At 63.1% G+C, this 19,017-nt stretch carries 18 protein-coding genes; 6 read left to right on the plus strand and 12 right to left on the minus strand.

Translation table 11 applies throughout. The annotated features are described in order from the left end of the window. The first annotated feature begins 11 nt into the window (after positions 1-11). Positions 12-1,754 carry a CocE/NonD family hydrolase gene (locus tag VK804_RS10955; protein ID WP_325370823.1) on the plus strand — a complete coding sequence of 581 codons (1,743 nt, stop codon included), beginning with the start codon at positions 12-14 and terminating at the stop codon, positions 1,752-1,754. A gap of 54 nt (positions 1,755-1,808) precedes the next feature. Beyond that, positions 1,809-3,053: an ABC transporter substrate-binding protein gene (locus VK804_RS10960; protein WP_325370824.1), complete on the plus strand. Its 1,245-nt coding sequence runs from the start codon at positions 1,809-1,811 to the stop codon at positions 3,051-3,053. 93 nt (positions 3,054-3,146) lie between these two features. On the opposite strand, the gene clpA is transcribed toward VK804_RS10960, so the two are convergent. The 3 genes from clpA to VK804_RS10975 all read right to left on the minus strand — a co-directional run bounded on the left by clpA (position 3,147) and on the right by VK804_RS10975 (position 7,042). Then, complete coding sequence (clpA, locus tag VK804_RS10965; RefSeq protein ID WP_325370825.1) at positions 3,147-5,570, minus strand: ATP-dependent Clp protease ATP-binding subunit ClpA; 2,424 nt, start codon at positions 5,568-5,570, stop codon at positions 3,147-3,149. A 285-nt stretch (positions 5,571-5,855) separates the two neighbouring features. Continuing rightward, positions 5,856-6,188 carry an ATP-dependent Clp protease adapter ClpS gene (gene clpS / locus VK804_RS10970; RefSeq protein WP_325370826.1) on the minus strand — a complete coding sequence of 111 codons (333 nt, stop codon included), beginning with the start codon at positions 6,186-6,188 and terminating at the stop codon, positions 5,856-5,858. 512 nt (positions 6,189-6,700) lie between these two features. Further along, entirely contained in the window at positions 6,701-7,042 is a 342-nt protein-coding gene (locus VK804_RS10975) for a phasin family protein (protein WP_325370827.1), read from the minus strand. A gap of 404 nt (positions 7,043-7,446) precedes the next feature. Here VK804_RS10975 and VK804_RS10980 point away from each other — a divergent pair, with 404 nt between their 5' ends. Further along, the gene (locus VK804_RS10980) at positions 7,447-9,246 is read left to right on the plus strand and encodes a serine hydrolase (protein ID WP_325370828.1); all 1,800 of its coding nucleotides are present in this window, start codon (positions 7,447-7,449) and stop codon (positions 9,244-9,246) included. A 228-nt stretch (positions 9,247-9,474) separates the two neighbouring features. Here the strand turns inward: VK804_RS10980 and VK804_RS10985 are convergent, their stop codons facing one another. Next, positions 9,475-10,203 carry a DnaJ domain-containing protein gene (locus tag VK804_RS10985; RefSeq protein WP_325370829.1) on the minus strand — a complete coding sequence of 243 codons (729 nt, stop codon included), beginning with the start codon at positions 10,201-10,203 and terminating at the stop codon, positions 9,475-9,477. A gap of 135 nt (positions 10,204-10,338) precedes the next feature. On the opposite strand from VK804_RS10985, the gene VK804_RS10990 reads away from it, so the two are divergent. Beyond that, the gene (locus VK804_RS10990; RefSeq protein ID WP_325370830.1) at positions 10,339-10,749 is read left to right on the plus strand and encodes a DUF302 domain-containing protein; all 411 of its coding nucleotides are present in this window, start codon (positions 10,339-10,341) and stop codon (positions 10,747-10,749) included. A 62-nt stretch (positions 10,750-10,811) separates the two neighbouring features. Here VK804_RS10990 and VK804_RS10995 read toward each other — a convergent pair whose 3' ends face one another. The 3 genes from VK804_RS10995 to VK804_RS11005 form a co-directional block, all read right to left on the minus strand. Next, a complete protein-coding gene (locus tag VK804_RS10995; RefSeq protein ID WP_325370831.1) occupies positions 10,812-11,561 on the minus strand; it encodes a VWA domain-containing protein in 750 nt (249 codons plus the stop codon). Positions 11,562-11,679: 118 nt separating this feature from the next. Beyond that, positions 11,680-12,567, minus strand: coding sequence for an alpha/beta fold hydrolase (locus VK804_RS11000; RefSeq protein WP_325370832.1), 888 nt, complete (start codon positions 12,565-12,567; stop codon positions 11,680-11,682). Positions 12,568-12,876: 309 nt separating this feature from the next. Next, the gene (locus VK804_RS11005; RefSeq protein ID WP_325370833.1) at positions 12,877-13,800 is read right to left on the minus strand and encodes a division plane positioning ATPase MipZ; all 924 of its coding nucleotides are present in this window, start codon (positions 13,798-13,800) and stop codon (positions 12,877-12,879) included. Between the two features lie 274 nt (positions 13,801-14,074). On the opposite strand from VK804_RS11005, the gene panC reads away from it, so the two are divergent. Both panC and VK804_RS11015 read left to right on the plus strand, forming a co-directional pair. Then, positions 14,075-14,911: a pantoate--beta-alanine ligase gene (gene panC, locus VK804_RS11010; protein ID WP_325370834.1), complete on the plus strand. Its 837-nt coding sequence runs from the start codon at positions 14,075-14,077 to the stop codon at positions 14,909-14,911. Positions 14,912-14,996: 85 nt separating this feature from the next. Further along, complete coding sequence (locus VK804_RS11015) at positions 14,997-15,758, plus strand: hypothetical protein (RefSeq protein WP_325370835.1); 762 nt, start codon at positions 14,997-14,999, stop codon at positions 15,756-15,758. A gap of 22 nt (positions 15,759-15,780) precedes the next feature. On the opposite strand, the gene VK804_RS11020 is transcribed toward VK804_RS11015, so the two are convergent. From VK804_RS11020 to VK804_RS11040, 5 genes are all read right to left on the minus strand, one after another. Further along, a complete protein-coding gene (locus VK804_RS11020) occupies positions 15,781-16,218 on the minus strand; it encodes a DUF1489 domain-containing protein (protein ID WP_325370836.1) in 438 nt (145 codons plus the stop codon). Between the two features lie 92 nt (positions 16,219-16,310). After that, a complete protein-coding gene (locus VK804_RS11025; RefSeq protein ID WP_325370837.1) occupies positions 16,311-17,282 on the minus strand; it encodes a hypothetical protein in 972 nt (323 codons plus the stop codon). 153 nt (positions 17,283-17,435) lie between these two features. Beyond that, a complete protein-coding gene (locus tag VK804_RS11030; RefSeq protein ID WP_325370879.1) occupies positions 17,436-17,639 on the minus strand; it encodes a hypothetical protein in 204 nt (67 codons plus the stop codon). 212 nt (positions 17,640-17,851) lie between these two features. Further along, positions 17,852-18,220 (minus strand): YidB family protein, encoded by a 369-nt coding sequence (locus VK804_RS11035; protein ID WP_325370838.1) that lies wholly within the window; start codon positions 18,218-18,220, stop codon positions 17,852-17,854. Between the two features lie 107 nt (positions 18,221-18,327). Beyond that, positions 18,328-18,984, minus strand: a complete 657-nt coding sequence (locus VK804_RS11040; RefSeq protein WP_325370839.1) for a glutathione S-transferase family protein — start codon at positions 18,982-18,984, stop codon at positions 18,328-18,330. Positions 18,985-19,017: the final 33 nt, after the last annotated feature.

Below are 19,017 nucleotides of genomic sequence, written 5' to 3' on the forward strand. Positions count from 1 at the left end.
GGCTTGAGGAAATGGCCGAGGCGGTCGAGCAGGACAACATGCTCATCGAGTGGGACGCCGGGATCGTCATGGACGACGGCCTGGTGTTGCGGGCGGACGTGTTCCGCCCCAAGGCGGCAGGGAAATGGCCGGTGCTCCTGACCTACGGCCCCTACGCCAAAGGTCTCGCCTTTCAGCAGGGATATCCGAGCGCCTGGCAGGCCATGATCGCGGGCCACCCCGACGTCGCTTATGGCTCGACCAACAAATATCAGAACTGGGAAGTGGTCGATCCGGAAAAATGGGTGCCCGATGGCTACGTCTGCATCCGCGTCGACTCGCGCGGCACCGGCCGATCGCCGGGATATGTCGATCATTTCTCGCCCCGCGAGACGCGCGACTTCTATCGATGCATCGAATGGGCCGGCGTCCAACCTTGGTCGAATGGCAATGTCGGGCTCAATGGCATCTCCTATTACGGCATCAACCAGTGGCAGGTGGCCTCATTGCAGCCGCCGCATCTGAAGGCGATGTGCATCTGGGAAGGTGCGGCCGACTGGTATCGCGACATGACCCACCATGGCGGCATGCTCTCCACCTTCTGGGCGAACTGGTACGACATGCAGGTCAAGACCGTGCAATATGGCCTGGGAGAAAGAGGCCCGCGTAGCGCGGTCACGGGCGCGCTGGTGTGCGGCGACGAGACCTTGTCGGATGACGAGTTGGCACGCAACCGCTGCAGTTTCGGCGACGACATCCTCGCCCATCCGCTCGACGACGATTATCACAAGGCGCGTTCACCGGATTGGGACAAGGTGACGGTGCCGCTGTTGTCCGCGGCGAACTGGGGCGGCCAGGGCCTGCACCCGCGCGGAAATTTCGAAGGTTTTGTGCGCGCCGCGTCGAAAGAGAAATGGCTGGAGTGCCACGGGCTGGAACACTGGACGCATTTCTACACCGACTACGGCCGCAGTTTGCAGAAACGCTTCTTCGATTTCTACCTCAAGGGCGAAGCCAATGACTGGCCGCGGCAACCGAAGGTGCAGTTGCAGGTCCGCCATGTCGATCGCTTCGTCGAGCGGCATGAGGCCGATTGGCCGCTGCCCTCCACGGCCTGGACCAAATTCTACCTCGACCCCAGGGATCAGACGCTTTCGCTGCAGCCGCCGGCCGAGAACGCCGAGATCAGTTTCGCGGCGATGGGCGACGGACTGACCTTTGTCTCGAAGCCGTTGACGGAAGACACCGAGATCACCGGGCCGCTGGCGGCCAATTTGCGAATTTCCTCCTCGACCGCGGACGCCGACCTGTTCGCCGTGTTCCGGGTTTTCTCCGCTGACATGCGCGAGGTGACGTTTGTCGGCGCGATCGATCCGCACACGCCGGTGGCGCAGGGCTGGCTGCGCGCCTCGCACCGCAAGCTCGACGAAACCCTGTCGCTGGCTTACCGGCCCTATCACAGCCATGACGAGGTGCAGCCGTTGCAGCCGGGCGCTCCCGTCGATCTCGCCATCGAGATCTGGCCGACCTCGATCGTCGTGCCAAAAGGATATCGCATCGCCCTGAGCATTCGCGGCAGGGATTATCGTTGGCAGGCGATCACGGGCGCAAAACTCTCCAACTTCAAGAACGAGCTGTTGGGCTGCGGACCGTTCCTGCACGATGATCCCCGCGACCGCCCGCGCGGTCTGTTTGAGGGAACGACCACGTTGCATATCGACGACAAGGGTTTTTGCCACGTTCTGGTTCCGATCATCGCAAAGCCGCCAGCATAGATCACAACAATCGGCCGCTGAGGGCCGAAACGGGAAACGTCAGGGAGAAACATCATGGGAATTTCACGTCGTGGATTTGTCACGGGCGTTGCGGGACTCGGTCTCTCGCCCGTCATCGTCCCTCGCCGCGCGCGCGCCGACCAGGGCCCGATCCGCATCGGCCTGTTGACGGTCAAGACCGGGCCGCTCGCGTCGGGGGGCATCGACATGGAACGCGCGCTGGTGATGTTCCTGAAAGACCGCGACAACATGCTGTCGGGCCGCAAGGTCGAACTGATGACGGCCGATACCGCCGGGGTGCCAGCGACCGCCCGCACCAAGGCCCAGGAAATGGTGGAAAAGAACAACGTCCATTGCCTGATCGGCCCATTGGCCGCCTTCGAGGCGCTGGCAATCGACGACTATCTTCGCCAGACCCAAACGCCGACGCTCTCGGTCGCCGCGGCCGAGGACATGACGCAGCGGCATCCGAACCCCTGGTTCGTGCGCGCGACCTCGACGTCGTCGCAATGCGCGCACCCGCTCGGCGAATACGCCGCCAAGGAGCTCAAATACAAGAAGATCATCACGATCGCCGACGACATCGCCTATGGCCAGGAAATGGTCGCCGGCTTCCAGCGCACCTTCGAGGACAATGGCGGCGAGGTCATCCAAAGACTATTTCCGCCGCTGACGGTCCCCGACTACGGCAGCTATGTCGGGCAGCTGAAAAAGGCGGACGCGATCTTCTTAGGGTTTGCCGGCTCGAATGGCTTTCGTTTCTTGCGGCAATTCGTCGAATTCGGGCTGAAGGACAAGATGCAGGTGATCGGCGGCATGACCGCGCTCGACGAAGCGGTGCTGCGCAACATGGGCGACGAAGCGCTCGGCATCGTCACCACCTGCTGGTACTCGGCCGAACTCGACGCCAAGCCGAACCAGGTCTTTGCGCCGGCCTTCCGCAAGGAATTTTCCTACGATCCCGGATTTTATGCGGCGAGCACCTATGTGAACGGCGCCGTGCTGGAAGCGGCCATCAAAGCCGTCAACGGCAATGTCGAGGACAAGCCGGCGCTGATGGCCGCGCTTCGAGCGACCAATGTCGACACCGTGCGAGGGCCGGTCAAATTCGACGATCTCGGCAACGTCGTCGGCAACGTCTATTTGCGCAAGGTCACGCGCAAGGACGGCCGGCTGGTCAATTCGGTGTTCAAGACCTATCCCGACGTCAGTCAGTTCTGGACCTACGGCAAGGAGGCCTTCCTCGCCAACCCTGTCTATTCGCGCGACTTTCCGCCGGCCAAGCATCTGGAGCCGTGACAGTTCACGCGTTCATCGCGCCGGCAGGCGTCGCGCAGCAAAAAAGCCGGCGGTCTCGCGACGCGCCGGCTTCCAGATTGGCAAATCGACCGCTCACACCTTGACCAGCGGACCTCGCGAGGCCGGGCCTTTCGAGCCCCCGCTCGGACCGCCCGGCGGCTTCGGCCTGCGCGGCATCGTGCGCTTGCGCGTGCCGGGGAGTTTCTCCGGCTTCGGCGTCACCGGGCCCTCGACATATTCGAAGCCGATTTTTTCCTGGGCCGCCTCGCCCGCCGCCTCGTCCTTGACCAGCACGACGCGGACATGTCCGCCGCCCTTGAGCTTGCCGAACAAGACCTCGTCGGCCAAGGGCTTCTTGATGTGCTCCTGGATCACGCGTGCCATCGGCCGCGCCCCCATCTGCTCGTCATAGCCGTGCTGAATCAGCCAGGCTTTCGCCGGCTCCGACAGTTCGATGGTGACGTCGCGGTCGGCGAGCTGCGCCTCGAGCTGCAGCACGAACTTCTCCACCACCATGCCGATCACGTCGGCATTGAGATGGGCGAACGAGACGATCGCATCCAGCCGGTTGCGGAATTCGGGGGCGAACTGGCGATTGATCGCCTCATGGTCGTCGCCTTCCCGCTTGCTGCGGGTGAAGCCGAACGCCGCGCGCGCCATGTCGGCGGCGCCGGCATTGGTGGTCATGATCAGGATCACGTTGCGGAAATTGACCTGCTTGCCGTTGTGATCGGTCAGCCGGCCGTGATCCATGATCTGCAGCAGAACGTTGTAGAGATCGGGATGCGCCTTCTCGATTTCGTCGAGCAGCACCACGCAATGCGGATGCTGGTCGACGCCGTCGGTCAGAAGGCCGCCCTGGTCGAAGCCGACATAGCCCGGAGGCGCGCCGATCAGGCGCGACACCGTGTGCCGCTCCATATATTCCGACATGTCGAAGCGGATCAGCTCGACGCCGAGCGACGCCGCGAGCTGCTTTGCGACCTCGGTCTTGCCGACGCCGGTGGGTCCTGAGAACAAATAGCAGCCGATCGGCTTTTCCGGCTCGCGCAGGCCGGCGCGCGCCAGCTTGATCGAGGCCGACAGCGCGTCGATCGCCTTGTCCTGGCCGAACACCACGCGTTTGAGGGTCTGCTCGAGATGTTTCAGCACCTCGGCATCGTCCTTCGACACGCTTTTGGGCGGAATCCGCGCCATGGTCGCGATCGTGGTCTCGATCTCCTTGATGCCGATGATCTTCTTGCGCTTGTTCTCAGCCACCAACATTTGCGCCGCGCCGGATTCGTCGATCACGTCGATCGCCTTGTCCGGCAGCTTGCGGTCGTGGATGTAGCGCGACGACAGCTGCACCGCGGCCTCGATCGCCTCGTTGGTGTATTTCAGCCGGTGATAATCCTCGAAATAGGGTTTTAGCCCTTTGAGGATCGCGATCGCGTCTTCCACCGTCGGCTCGTTGATGTCGATCTTCTGGAACCGGCGCACCAGCGCGCGGTCCTTCTCAAAGTGCTGGCGGTATTCCTTGTAGGTCGTTGAACCCATGCAGCGAATGGTCCCCGACGCAAGCGCCGGCTTGAGCAGATTGGAGGCGTCCATCGCCCCGCCCGAGGTGGCGCCGGCGCCGATCACCGTGTGGATCTCGTCGATGAACAAAATCGCGTTCGGGTGCGCCTCGAGCTCTTTGAGGACCTGCTTCAGCCGCTCCTCGAAATCGCCGCGATAGCGGGTGCCCGCGAGCAAGGTGCCCATGTCGAGTGAGAACACGGTGGCCGCCGCCAGCACTTCCGGCACTTCGCTGTCGACAATGCGTTTAGCGAGTCCTTCCGCGATCGCGGTCTTGCCGACGCCGGCCTCGCCCACGAACAGCGGATTGTTCTTCTGGCGGCGGCACAGCACCTGAATGGCGCGGTTGATCTCGGAGTTGCGCCCGATCACCGGATCGATCTTGCCGTCGCGCGCCTTCTTGTTGAGGTTGACGCAGTACGTCTCCAGCGCCTCGCCCTTCTTCTTGGAATCGTCGTTGCCCTTGGTCTCGGTCTCCTCGTCGACGCCGCGCACGGGCCGCGCTTCGGACACGCCTGGCCGCTTGGCGATGCCATGGCTGATATAGTTGACCGCGTCATAGCGGGTCATGTCCTGCTCCTGCAGGAAATAGGCGGCGTGGCTCTCGCGCTCGGCGAAGATCGCGATCAGCACGTTGGCGCCGGTCACTTCCTCGCGGCCCGACGACTGCACGTGGATCACCGCGCGCTGGATCACGCGCTGGAAACCCGCGGTCGGCTTGGCGTCGTCGGCGCCGTCCGTGACGAGGTTTTCGAATTCGGTCTCGAGATAGTTGACGAGACTGGTGCGCAGCTTGTCGAGATCGACGCTGCAGGCGCGCATGACGGCGGCCGCATCCGAGTCATCGATCAGCGACAACAGCAGGTGTTCAAGCGTCGCATATTGGTGGTGACGCTCGTTTGCAATCGCCAGCGCACGATGCAGGGATTGTTCTAGGCTTTGGGAAAAAGTCGGCATTCGCGTCCTCTGTGGCCCCCGCCATCATGATCGCCGTTGCCCGGTCAGGCAACAACAACCTTTGTCATATAGTTACACAAGTTCGCGGCAAAAGAGCGGTTCCCGCGACTCGTTTTCAACACCACCGCAAGCATACATCCGAAAACCCGCCCCAGCGCGCCCCGTGAATGGCGTAGGCCAGACTGGTCCGCCGCCATCCATGTCGCCGGTGCAAGGGCTAAAGTCTCCAGTACCAAGGCTTTTAATGCAAAACCCGTTCCCATTTTCGGGGCAATTTGCGCGACGCTACTTTTTTTCCATCACGCATTGCAGGGGATGCTGGTGCTTGCGCGCGAAATCCATCACCTGCGTGACCTTGGTCTCGGCGATTTCATAGGTGAATATACCGCATTCGCCTATTCCATGGTGATGGACGTGGAGCATGATCTTGGTCGCGGCCTCGACGTCCTTCTGGAAGAATTTCTCCAGCACATGAACGACGAATTCCATCGGCGTATAATCGTCGTTGAGGATCAGCACGCGATAGAGATTGGGGCGTTTGGTCTTGGGCTTGACCTTGGCGATCACGGATGTGGCCGGACCGCTGGTACCCCCGCTGCGGTTCTCATCATTGCCCATTCGGGGGGCAGATGCGGCGGCAGGTGCGGAAGAGCGAGATCTGGAAGTTAATTGCAACATGGCACAGGCGTTCGAAATCCCCTCAGGAAACCGGAAAGTAACCTGGTAATGCGCTCCCGCTGGAGGGCATCATAACGAGTTTCCAGGCGTACATTCCAGATCGCCGCTCCGCAGCCGGCCCGACCATGCGCTGGTCAAACAGCAATATGGGTCTGGCCACGGCGCGCCGCAAGCACGCAGATTTACGGACTGCGCGGCCGGCGACGGCCCCGATTCCCGGATCGGCAATCCCGGCAACATTAATCAATCCCGCGGACTTTGACAAAACAAGAGCGCGTGGGCTCGGGCCGGCATTGACGATTCGCAAAGCCACTATTGCCGCCGGGTGGGTCCGCAATCGACCGAGCGCCGTCGGCGCTTGCGCGGGGGGAGCGACCACGACGCCATTCGACAAAAAAGCCCGGCCATCCGGCCGGGCTTTTGAATTGCAAGAACAAAAAACAGTGTGGCGTTCAGGCGGCGGCGGCCGGGGTGAACTTCGCGACCATGCCTTCGAGCGGCTTGAAGGTCTGCTTGGCGAGATCGGTGTAGAGGCCCGCGATCTTCTGCGATTCGGCAACGAAGGTCTCGTAGGAGGATTTCGCGAACTCGGTCTGCACTTCGAGCGCCTTGTCCAGCGACTTCACGCCCGACAGCTTCTCGACGAACGACTTGGTGTCTTCAAACGACTTCTTGGTGTAGTCGCCATAGGCGCTGGCGATGGCCTGCAGGCCGTGCTGAACCGTGGTCGCGGATGCAACGACGGTGTCGAGGTGCTCTTTTCCGTAATTCTGAATGTCTTCAACCTTGATCATTGAGGAGTCCTTCCCAGACTGCTGAGCTAGATGATGCCGGGAGGTCCCCGGCTCCCTGAACCGTGCCTAGATATAGTGCATTGCACAATTGACGTCAAGATTTTTTGTGCGACGCACAAAATAAAGCCCAAAAGCCGCAAATACCGGGGGACTATGCAAGGGTTCGTTAATCTTTTGGAAACTCCGGCCACCTAACCTGATTCCCGGGCGCGTCCGAAGCCGGGCCGTCCGCCGAAAAAGCTTTTTTGTACAGTCTCTTAGCTAGAAAGGCGGCTTGAACCGCGAGACAGCGGCAAACGGCCGCTTTGGATCGCATGGTTCGAGCAGGGAAACGTCACCGGCCGTTGGGCATAATTTAGCCTCACGAACCGGTGATCAAGACAGAAATCGGGACGGGGAAGTTCATGCTTGGTAAAACCTTGGCTTGCTCGCATCGTGTGCGGGTTTGCGTCTTTGGGCTGGTCACGGTCACAACCGCCGTCATTTTCACCAGCGATAACGCCGAGGCGCGTCAATACCGGCACTATCGTCACTATGCGCATGTGAGCCGCCACGAAGCGAGCGACAGCTCTAGCCCCGCCTTCTCCTCTATCATCGTCGACGGCAATTCCGGCGCCACCCTTACCGCTAATAGTCCAGACGCCAGCCGCCATCCGGCTTCGCTCACCAAGATCATGACGCTTTATCTGCTGTTCGAACGTCTCGACGCCGGCAAGATGAAGCTCGACACCGAAATGGACGTTTCCGAACACGCTTCCGAACAGGCTCCGACCAAGCTCGGGCTGCGCCCGGGCCAGACCATCCGCGTCGAAGACGCCATCAAGGGACTGGTGACCCGCTCGGCCAATGACGCCGCAGTGGTGATCGCGGAGGCGATCGGCGGCAGCGAGGACGATTTCGCCAAGCTGATGACCCGCAAAGCGCATGCGCTCGGCATGAGCCGGACCACCTATCGCAATGCTTCGGGGCTACCCGACGACGAACAGGTCACCACCGCGCGCGATCAATCGACGCTCGGCCGCGCCATCCAGGATCGTTTCCCAAGCTATTATCGCTACTTCTCGACGGCCGCGTTCAACTATCACGGCCAGACCATCCGCAACCACAATCACCTGATCGGCAGCGTCGAGGGTGTCGACGGCATCAAGACCGGCTACACCCGCGCCTCCGGCTTCAATCTCGTGACCTCGATGCATCGCGGCAACCGCTTCCTGGTCGGCGTCGTGATGGGAGGCCACAGCGGCGGGTCGCGCGACGCCATCATGCGCAATCTGCTCGCCGAAAATCTCGACAAGGCCGCCACCAGGCGCACCGTCGCGGCGATCACCGAACATGGCTCGTCGGATGCCAATGCCGATGTGGCGCAGACTGAGTCCGCGCCGGCGGTGCAGCCCCCGACTGTGGTTCAGCCTCCGGTCCAAATCGCGGCCGCAGCACCCGAGCCGGCCGCTGCGCCCGCGCGTGCACCGCTTACCCGATCGATCTTCGCCGCCGCGACCGCTTCCATGCCCCGGACCGAGCCGGCCCCTTTGACCAACGGGGTGATCCAGTCGCAATCTCTCGCCGCCATTCCCGGCTCGTCCGAACCGATGAAGCCCGTCAGGGTCAGGACAGTCCACGTCAAGGCCGGACCGGTCAAGGTTGCCTCGGCCGATCCGGCCCAACCCGCCACCCCCACGACCAGCGCAATCCCAGCGCGCCCGGAAATGCCGGAGACATCGAGCGCGATCGTTGCCAAGGCTGAAGCCGAGAAGGTCGAGGTTGCCAGACCCGACATCAGGCCCGACATGGTGCCGCAACCGGCCAATCACGGCACCGGCAATGGCGTGCTCGGCGCCCTTCCGGCCTCGAGCCTGCCCGCCTCCTCCTCGCAGGCCATGGCCTATGCCGATCCGGCTCCCCGCCCCCAGCCGCAGCCGGCTGCACCCGTCAACACCGCCAAGCCTGCCACCGTCCATAGCGGATGGATCGTCCAGGTCGGGGCATTGGAAAGCGAAGGCGAAGCGCTACAACGCATCGATGCGGCGCGCAGCCAGGCCCATGGCCTCTTGGCCAAGGCCGATCCGTTTACCGAGCCGGTGGTCGCCAAAGGCGACCGCAAGCTGTTCCGGGCCCGTTTCGCGGGTCTCGACCGCGATTCCGCCGAGGCGGTATGCCGGACGCTGAAGCACTCCGACATTTCCTGCATCACCGTCAGGAACTGACCAAGCCCGTAGAAATCCCGAAGATGTCGGCGCCGGCCGCCGGCGACGGTTGCGCGCCTGCGGGATCACGCGGCGACCTCAGTGCTGCAAACTTCTCGTCAAGATTTAGCGGTTACAACTTAAAGACACGAACGATCGACCACGCCGGACAACGGCGGGCGGCAACGGGGCGTCAGCCGGAGCAGGAACGGAAGCAATCTTCGGTTGGTGGCGTGGCGTTGTCCGGAGTCAGCTGTGATGCGTGCGAAGCAGAGTATCCTTGGCCTCGTTTACACGGGCGGCGAGATACGTCGACCCCCCCTGGTCGGGATGGAGTTTCTTCATCAGCGCGCGGTGCGCCCGGCTGATTTCGTCGCGCCCCGCCCCCGGCTGCAGGCCAAGGATCTGATAGGCCTCCTCGTCCGTCATTTTGCCGCCCGTCGGCGGGCGGCTCTGCCCCCCTGCCGCGTTTCCCTGCGCGTGCTCACGCCAGGCGGGAAACCGGCGGTCCAGATAGCTTTCAAGTAACGACACGCTCTCCGCGTCGAAGGTGGGAATCATCGCCGTCAGCTGCACCAGGTCCATCTTGCCGAGGGACTGGCGGGCATAGGGTCCGGCCACGACGCGTCCCGTCAAATCGCCGGTGTTGTGATAGAGCGTCATGTCGAGAAATCGCGAACGGACCCGCGAGGTCGGTCCTCGCGGCCGCGCGCTGAATTCGTCTAGCCTTTCGCGGAGATCGGCAAACCAGGATCCACTGACCGGAGACCATCCCAGCAGGGTTGCCCCGGCGATGGCGGTCGGGATCGCTACGACAAGCTCGCCCCTGATGCCCGTAAGGGCGGCGAGCCCGAGCAACAGCAGGCCGCCGCCGATCTTGACCAGGCGTGCAAGCGCGACCGGATCGGCCGCGCGAAACATCTGCAGCAGCGAATAGAGCACCACAACGGCGACGACACCGGCGATCAGGACAGGCATGTATCCAATATAGCCACTTCAGTGGCAAAAAGCATGGCGGTCGCGGCCTGCCCGGCCGACCTTCGATCGCCAAAAGCGCGTTGGCGAATTCGGCGTGCAATTACTAAGCTGCGATCGGACCGCAGCCGGATAGCCATGGAGCAAGCGATGGCGGTGCAGGGATTGACGACGGTACGAAGCAATTTCGGGCCGCAGGACACCATCGACAGGCTCGAGACGGCGATCAAGGCCAAGGGCATGACGGTATTTGCCCGGATCGATCATGCCGCGGGCGCCGCGGTCGTCGGACTGTCGCTGCGGCCGACCGAGGTCGTGATCTTCGGCAATGCCAGGGGCGGCACGCCGCTGATGCAGTCGGTCCAGACGCTGGGCATCGACCTGCCGCTGAAGGCTTTGGTCTGGCAGGACACCGCCGGCGCCACTTGGCTGTCCTACAACGATCCAGCCTGGCTCGCCGAGCGGCACGGGCTGAGCGGTGCGGAAGCGCCGGTTGGCGCGATGACCGCAGCCCTCGAAGCGGTCGCCAAAGCCGCTACCGCCGGCTGAGCCGATGTCGTCGCGTTTGCCGCCGCCGCTCGCGCGGCAGCGATCGCGATCACTTCACGCATTCACTTCATCTGGCCGATCAATTTGGCAGCGCCGCTTGCGGTCTTCGACAACCGGAGCAGCGCTTCGCGTCCGCCGGCGGCATAGGCGGCCGCGGCCCGCAGCAATTCGCGCAGTTGCGCGGCAGCACCGGGATCGAACCTGCACCAGGCGCCGCCGGTCAAGCGCGCGATCTCGCGGAACGCCTGCTCGGCACCTGCATCATGTCCCTCCTGGAACATGAACACCGGCACCTTGAGGAGCCCAAGTTCACCGGCCTTGGAGCAGAGTTCGTCGACCCTTTCTTCCATGGCATCGCCGACGAAGACCACCGCGCGTATGGCGGAGGCTGCCGCCTCGCGGCGCGCTTCCGCCAAGACCTTGCCGATCTGGGTGTTGCCGCCACGGCAATCGATCTTGCTCATCAGCTTCGCCAGTTTGGCGCTGTCGGAAATCCACCCAGTGCTACGGCATTCATTGTTGCCGCGATAATAGACGAGGCGGATATCGAGGCTGCCGAGCGCCGCCGCTTCGCGAAACATGTCGGCCTGCAGCGTGCACGCCATGTCCCAGGTCGGCTGCCGGCTCATGGTGGCGTCGAGCGCAAACAGCAGCCGCCCCCTGGCGCCTGCCGCATGCGGCGACATCGCTCGCGCCTTGGCGACGAAGGCGGCAATCTCTTCCGAAGCGGACGGTTGCGCATCCGGCAACGAGCCGGTCTTCGACGAAGTCACTTCCGTCGCGGAATTGGGTTTGATCGGTTCGCCGGACATCGGTGCTCGCAAATGGCAGCAAGCCCTATGTGGGCCCCGATCCGGGAGCGGTCAATGCGCACCGGCCCCTTGATAAGCGGCAGCGATGGTTCGGGCGCCGATCAATAGCCGACAGCCATCAATTCTGGAGCGGCGCGGCAGGCGCGGCCGACGGCTTGACCGGGACGAAAGGCGCGACCGGCCCGGCATCGGTCATCAGCGGCTGTGGCGTCTTGTTCTCGCCCCCCTTGAGCGGGCTGTCATCGGCGATGAACTGGTCGAGCATGTTCTCGATGGATTCCTTGGCCGCGTCAGGACCGGTGTCGCGCATGTCGTTGTGCTGGAAGCCGGTACGCACCACCGTGATGCCGGCCTTCTCGCAGACCTCCTCGGAAGGAATGACGCCGGGATCGGTCTTGAAGACGGGATCCTTGGAACGGAACGAAAGAATCTTGAATCTGCCATCGGTGATGAACGGCACGCGCAGATTATCCAGCGTCACGACCTTCTTGACCAGCTCGGGATGCAGCTTGGCGAAATACATCGAGATGTCGGCGCCGGCGGAATGTCCAACCACGGTGAGGTGTTCGTAATCCGCATTCGGTTGTACCTTCTGCATTTCCTCGACGGCAAACAGGATATTGGCGACGCCGCGCAGATATTGCGGCTGGCGGCCGACATAGAGTTCGCCGATTTTCGTCACCATCGGCGGATCGGTCGGCAGATCATGCTGGATGCTGATCGCCATGTAGCCCCGCGCGGCAAACAGGTTGGCCAGGAAAGAGTATTCGGTGAATTTGACGGTGTGGCCGTGATTGAGCACCGCGACCGGCAGCGTGATCATGCCGGCATTGGCCTGCAGCTCCTTGTCGCGCCGCACGGCAATGTCGACCGCGACCGTGCGATTGTCGCGGGTCGCATCGTGGAATGTCAGCGTCTCATGCCGGATCGCCCACTTGCTCACGGTGAAGTAGCCGAGCGTAGCCAGCACGGTCAGCGAAAGCAGAACGGCAATTCCACGTTTCATGTTTTCCTCGGCCCGCCGATCGCGTGGGATAGCAGCTCCTTGCCGGAGACTCTGCAGCGCCCTACCGGATTAATATATGTCACAGTGACGTGACGTGAAGGCTAAATGTTGTGAATTGACCGCCTGATCGTTGTGCGGTGCACCCTCTTATTGTGCAACTGCACAATCCGAGGTTCCGCGCTTACTGATGACTGTCGGACGCCACCGATCAACGTCAGGTTCAAATCTTCGGTAAAGGCGGCGTAAAATCGCTCAGACATCCGCCCGATACCAGCCATAGGCGGTCAATTGGCAGTAACGACTTACCGCCTAGGCGCCGATGATGTCGTGGACTTCGAGCGGCTTGTCGACCTGGCTGAACCATTCGACCCGATTGGCGGCGCGCCGGCGGCCGCGTTCGTCGAGCGGCAATTTCAGCTGCCGCAGCAGGCTTGTGACCTCTTCCCGCGCCGTGACATGGCCGAGGCTCGGTCGGGTGCCGAGCGTGGTCTCGTCGAGGTCGTCGAGCGCGGTCAGGCCGCGCGGGAAAAATTCGCGATAGACCACGCGCTCGGCGAACCCGTCGATCGAGCGGAAGCCGAGCCGGAACGACAGGTCGTTGAGGCTGTCGGCGACCAGCTGCTTGTTGCGCGATCCCAGCATCGACAGCCGGTTGCGGACCACGATCCAGTCGGTGGTGGCGCCGTCGAGCTGGCGGCGCTTGCGCCGCGTATCGCGCACCATTTCCGCATAGTGGCTCTCGCCGGTCACCGAATAGGTTTCGGGATCGACCGTGCCCAGCACGTCGAAATCGAGGAAGCTGTCGTTGATCGGCGTCACCAGGGTGTCGGCCATCGAATGCGCCAGTCGCATCAGATAACTGTCGGTGCCCGGGGTATCGATCACGATGAAATCGAAGGTCCGCTCCACCGCGCTGACCGCGTCCATGAATTGCTGGAACTCGGAGGTCTCATTGTCGGCGATCTGCATGGTCTCGCCGAGCTTGATGCAGCAATGCACGGGAATTTCGAGCCCGAGCGAGGTGCGGCGCGCCCAGGCTCGGCGGTTGCTGATGTAACGGGTGAAACTTTGCTGCCGGCAATCGAGATCGATGGTGGCGACGCGCTGACCTGCCTTCATCAAGGCGACCGCGATGTGCAAAGCGGTGGTGGATTTACCCGAACCGCCCTTCTCATTGCCCAGCACGACGACGTGAGCCGAGCCGGATTGCCCCTGACTAGCCTGAACCAACATGTTCGACCCCTCAAGATATCTTCAAATTCCGCGCGACCGCGGTCAAGTGAAATGCGCTGGTGACCTCGCCAAATCGAAGTCCGCCTGCCTTAATCATGAATCGGATACACGTCGCGGCAGCGCTGCCGTTTTTTTGCGCGCCAGCCGATTGTCTGCGGGGCGATTGGCGGCCACGCGTCGGACTTGATAAGGTCGGCGTCCTCGCCATGTCGGGGCTGGCGGCCTCCTCAACCCCCGACTCACCCCAAGAGATCTGCTCCCGATGCGAAGTCCCATGATCGTCCGCACGATCCCCGCGTTGCGCCGCGCCCTCGATTCGCTTCGCGCAAGAAAGGCAACGACCGCCCTGGTGCCGACCATGGGAGCGCTCCATGACGGCCATGTGTCGCTGGTGCGGCTGGCCCGTCGCCGCGCCGCCAAGGTCGTGGTCTCGATCTTCGTCAATCCGACTCAGTTTGCGCCATCGGAGGATTTCGGTTCCTACCCGCGCACCTGGAAGGCCGATGTCGCCAAGCTCGCCGCCGAAAATGTCGACCTGATCTGGAATCCCGACGTGCGGACGATGTACCCGGCCGGCTTTGCCACCCGCATCCTGCCGAAGGGACCGGCGGTCGCGGGGCTGGAGGATCGCTTCCGCCCGCATTTCTTCGGCGGCGTCGCCACCGTGGTCGGCAAGCTGTTTACGCAAGTGCGGCCGGATTTTGCGATCTTCGGCGAAAAGGATTTTCAGCAATTGCGGGTGGTGACGCGGATGGCCGGCGATCTCGACCTCGGCGTCAAGGTGATCGGCTCGCGCACCGTGCGCGAACGCGACGGTTTGGCGATGTCCTCGCGCAATGTCTATCTGGCGCCCGAAGAGCGCCGCGCCGCGCCCGTGCTGTATCGGGCGATGAAGCAGGCGGCCGGCCGGCTTCGCGCGGGCGACGACGTCGCGGCCGCCATCGCCGGCGGCGCGGAACTGATCGCGGGCGCCGGCTTCGCGCTGGATTATTTCGAAGTCCGGCACGCCGAGACGCTGGCGCCGGTTGCCTCGGTCGAAGACGGACCGATTCGGATCCTGGTCGCGGCGAAAATCGGAACCACCCGCCTGATCGACAACATCGCGGTGTGAGCCGCCGGCGCAGAATTCTTCGCTTGCACTACCGCCCGCCGCCATGAAAAATCGCCGCGCAATGATCGCGCTGGGGAACCGGGCCATGGGCAGATTACCGCTACGTGCGGCGATTTTCGGCGTGCTGACATCGCTGGTCGCGGCAGGTTTTGCCGGCGCGCAAACGCCACCGCCGGTCGGCGGTATCGCCTCGCCGCCCGGCGCCATGATTTTCTATGTCGCCCACGGCGCCGCCGGCGCCTGCGGGCCCGGCTGCTCCGAATGGATTGCGGCCGAAGGCACCGTGCAGTGGGATACCTACAAGCGGCTGCTCGCGATCTTGGATCGCCAGGCCGGGCGCAAGCCACCCGTCGTCATCCACGTCTGGGGCCAATCCAATTTCAATGTCTCGGCCAGCATGGGCCGAATCCTGCGCGACCGTGGCATCGACGCGACGGTCGGGTCGACCGAAGTCGAAGCCTGCAATGAAAAACCCGAGGCCGAATGTTTCGCGGCCAAGCGTCAGGGCGGATTGCTCGACGCAAAAATGGACTTCAAGGACGCGCGCTGCGACACCGCCTGCGTGCTGATGCTGGCCGGAGGCGTCCATCGCAGCCTGCCCGCCGGCACCAGGATGATCCTGAGCGGCATGACGATTCGTAATCGCCTGGCGCCCAACGTCTCCGACGAGCGGCGCGCCGGCCTTACCGAGTTGTTCGGTCAGCAGTTCCGCCTCTATTTGCGGGAGATGGGTGTCGACCCGGAGTTGATCGATATCATCGACAGGAATTCGGAAACCGGGCGCGCCACCGAAATCCCGCCATCGGATTGGACCCGGCTGCGGATCGTCACCTCGTCGGCGCTGTAACCGGTTAACAGCGTCTTCGAGTCTAGAGCAGCCCCAACTCGCGCAATTCGCGGCGCAGCGGCTCCGGCATCGCGGCAACGCCGGCGCCGGCGGATTTCAGATCCGGCGGCACGGCATCTTCGGTGAAATAGCGCCAGCCCTGGAACGGGCGCATCGGGCGGGCCAGCACTGAAATGACCTTGGGCTGCATCACCAGCCGGCATCGGCCGATACCATCTCGATCCCGGAACGGCTCGATCGCGATGATTTTTTCGCGCGCGGCGATCTCTCCGCGGATCACCCAGTACAGCGAGCCACCGTCCAGCAGCTCATCGACGCGCTTGGGCACCATCCGCGTGACGTGAACATGATGCTGCGGCAGGCCTTTTTTCTTCGCGGTCTGCATCCGCTTGGCGACCCAGCCCTTGAGGTCTTTCACGGAATCGCAGCCTACGGCAAGCTTGATGAGATGCAGCGTCATGGCGCGACGTTAGAGCATGATCCGCTGGTGTGGAAACCGGTTTTCCCCAGGGATCGTGCCAGAACCGAACTTTCGATGACAGCCGAACACCATCAATCATTCGACGCCGCGGGCGCCGGCGCTCCCGCGGCAGGTGCAAGCGGAACCGGCGCAGGCGTATGCGCGGATTTCGGCGCCGCGGCCTGCTTCTTGCCCGCAGCCGGCGCCGACCCTGTCGCCGGCCGCGGCGAAGGCAATGGCGCATTGGCCGGTGTCGACGCGACCGAACGCGGCGCGGGCGCAGGCGTGGTACCCGGCTCCGGCGTCATGATGCTGACGGGCGGGGTCGAGGCGGCCGAGGGAAAATCGGCATTGGTGGGTCTGCCCGTCGGCATGGTTGGCGCCAGTGTCGCAACCGGCCCGGGCGGCGGTGGCGGCGGGGCGTTCCATGACGGCGCGTAGCGCGCGATCAGGCCCTCATAGGTTCGCTCGTCCATATCGACCAGGATCTGGTGGTTGTCCGTGAGCGAGCGGAACGCCGGGCAGTCCAGCGGACTACAATGGTCGCGCGCGATCAGCACCTGCGACATCAGCCCATATCGGTCGCGTTCGACGGCATGGCGAAGGGTTTGCAGCTCGGGTGTCATGTTGCCGTTGGCGGTCGCGACGTCGCCGAACGCCACCAGCCGCGTCAGCTCGGAGGCTGCATAGGAGACGGCCGCAGCCGCATTCTCAGCGGAGCCGAACAATGCCTTCTCGCACGCCGCCAGCACGATATCGCCGGCCAGGTCGTCGATGCAGGACAACGCCGGCAGCGATGCCGTCGTCGGCTGCGATGACCGGCTCATCTCCCCGGATGCGGCCCGGCCGGAGGGACCGAAGCCGCGGATGGTCGCGGCAACCGCGATGCCGACCGCGAGCAGCGTGATCACCGTCAGCGCGCCATTGGCAACCGATTTCTCGGCGCGCAACAGTGTGATCAGCACGATGATTCCAAAGAATCCGGCAGCCGCCAGCGTCAGCCACATCGGAAACGCCGGCGAACGCCAGATTTGGTCGAGCGAAGATGCCCAAGCCCAGTTCATGCGCGATATCCCCTACCGCAGCATAGAACGCATCCAGCGAAAGTGAATGCCGATTCTTTTGCGGTCAGCTTGCACAGACTGGTTCGGAGAACGGGGCCTTTTGACGGCGGGCCACGCGGAACCCACCTCCCCGATCCGTCAGGACCGGTCCCGTCAGGAAATGTCGAGCTGGCTTTCCTTGGCCACCCGCTCGAAAGCTTCGGTGGAGTTCTTGATCCGATACTGGCAGTCGTCGCCATCGGTCGGCAGCAGCCGGATCACCTCATAGGTGCCGCTGGCGGCCGGTCTGGCGACATTGCTGGCAGTAAAATAGACGGTCTCTCCAACGTTGTATTTGTGCTTCAACGCCCTCTCCATCACGCAAAAACGTCGGCCGCGCCTTACGGTCCCGCTTGCTTCGGCCAACTGGGAAATCCCGGCAACTATATAGCATGGCGCCGGGCCCGTTGGCCAGTTACATCGGGGCATAGCAAGTACGCGAATTTTGCAGATTTTTCAGAGCGATAGGGAATTTGGGGGCTCCGGAAAACGCACGCTTTGCCGAATCCGGAACCGGCGATCCCGGCGCCTCACGCCTTAGGGGGAAGCTTGCCGTCCGGACTGGCATGATCCACGGCGAGCGGAAGCTGGTGCGCCAGCAATTCCGAGATCTGATCGACCGGAATGTTGTATTTGGCGGCGAGCTGCCGGACGGTGTCGTTACCCAGCACCTGCCGCACCTGGTCCGCCGTGATCGGAAGGTTCTGACCGGTTCCGATCCAGGAATTGACCTGGGCGCCGAGACCCGCCTGCTGCATCTTGGCGACGATCGCGTTGAGGCCGCCGGTGCTGCCGGTGCCCATCACTTCCCCGAGCACGACCGGAAGCACGGCTGCGCCGAGTTGGCCGAGCACGCCCTTGAGCGCCGGTGAATTTTCCAGTGAATCGAGAAATCCCATGGCCAAATCCTTTCTCCTGAATGCGCCCTGCCGGTCCGCGGAGATTCAGACCGCTTTCGCAAGGTCCCGTCAAGCCGCGATTGCGGCCGGCGTTCGGCAATCGAGCTTCACGCCGTCTCAAATCTGTCAATCACGATGGTTTCTGCAAGGCCCGCTTTGGTCCATTCGGCAAAGGCCGGCAGCGCCATCATCGTATCCATGTAGGCTTGTACTTCCGGCGCGACCGATATCGCATAGGTGCGGAAGCGATGCACCACCGGTGCAAACATCGCATCTGCAGCGCCGAAGGCGCCGAACAGGAACGGTCCGGATTTTCCGTACATCGCGCGACACCCGGTCCAGATGCGCTGGATGCGCGCGACGTTGGCGCGCGCCTCGTCCGACAGCGCGATCGCCCCGATCGGCCGGTGCAGGTTCATGCCGCATTCGTTGCGCAGCGCCATGAAACCCGAATGCACCTCCGCCGAAATCGAACGCGCATGCGCCCGCGCTGCACGCTCCGCGGGCCACAGCCGCGCCTCCGGAAAGCGTTCGGCTGCATATTCGATGATGGAAAGCGAATCCCAGACCGTGATGTCGCCGTCGATCAGCGCCGGCACCTTGCCCGCATCGCTGAAATTCAGGATCCGCTGCTTGTCGGCAGCGCCGGTGTAGAGCGGGATGAAGATTTCCTCGAAGGCAATGTCGTTGGCGCGCAACGCCAGCCACGGCAGCATCGACCATGACGAATAGTTCTTGTTGCCGATCACGAGCTTCAAGGTCATCGCGGGAAATCCTCTCGGTTGGTCATTCCGGCC

Source organism: Bradyrhizobium sp. (assembly GCF_035484855.1).
Taxonomy (GTDB): Bacteria; Pseudomonadota; Alphaproteobacteria; order Rhizobiales; family Xanthobacteraceae; genus Bradyrhizobium.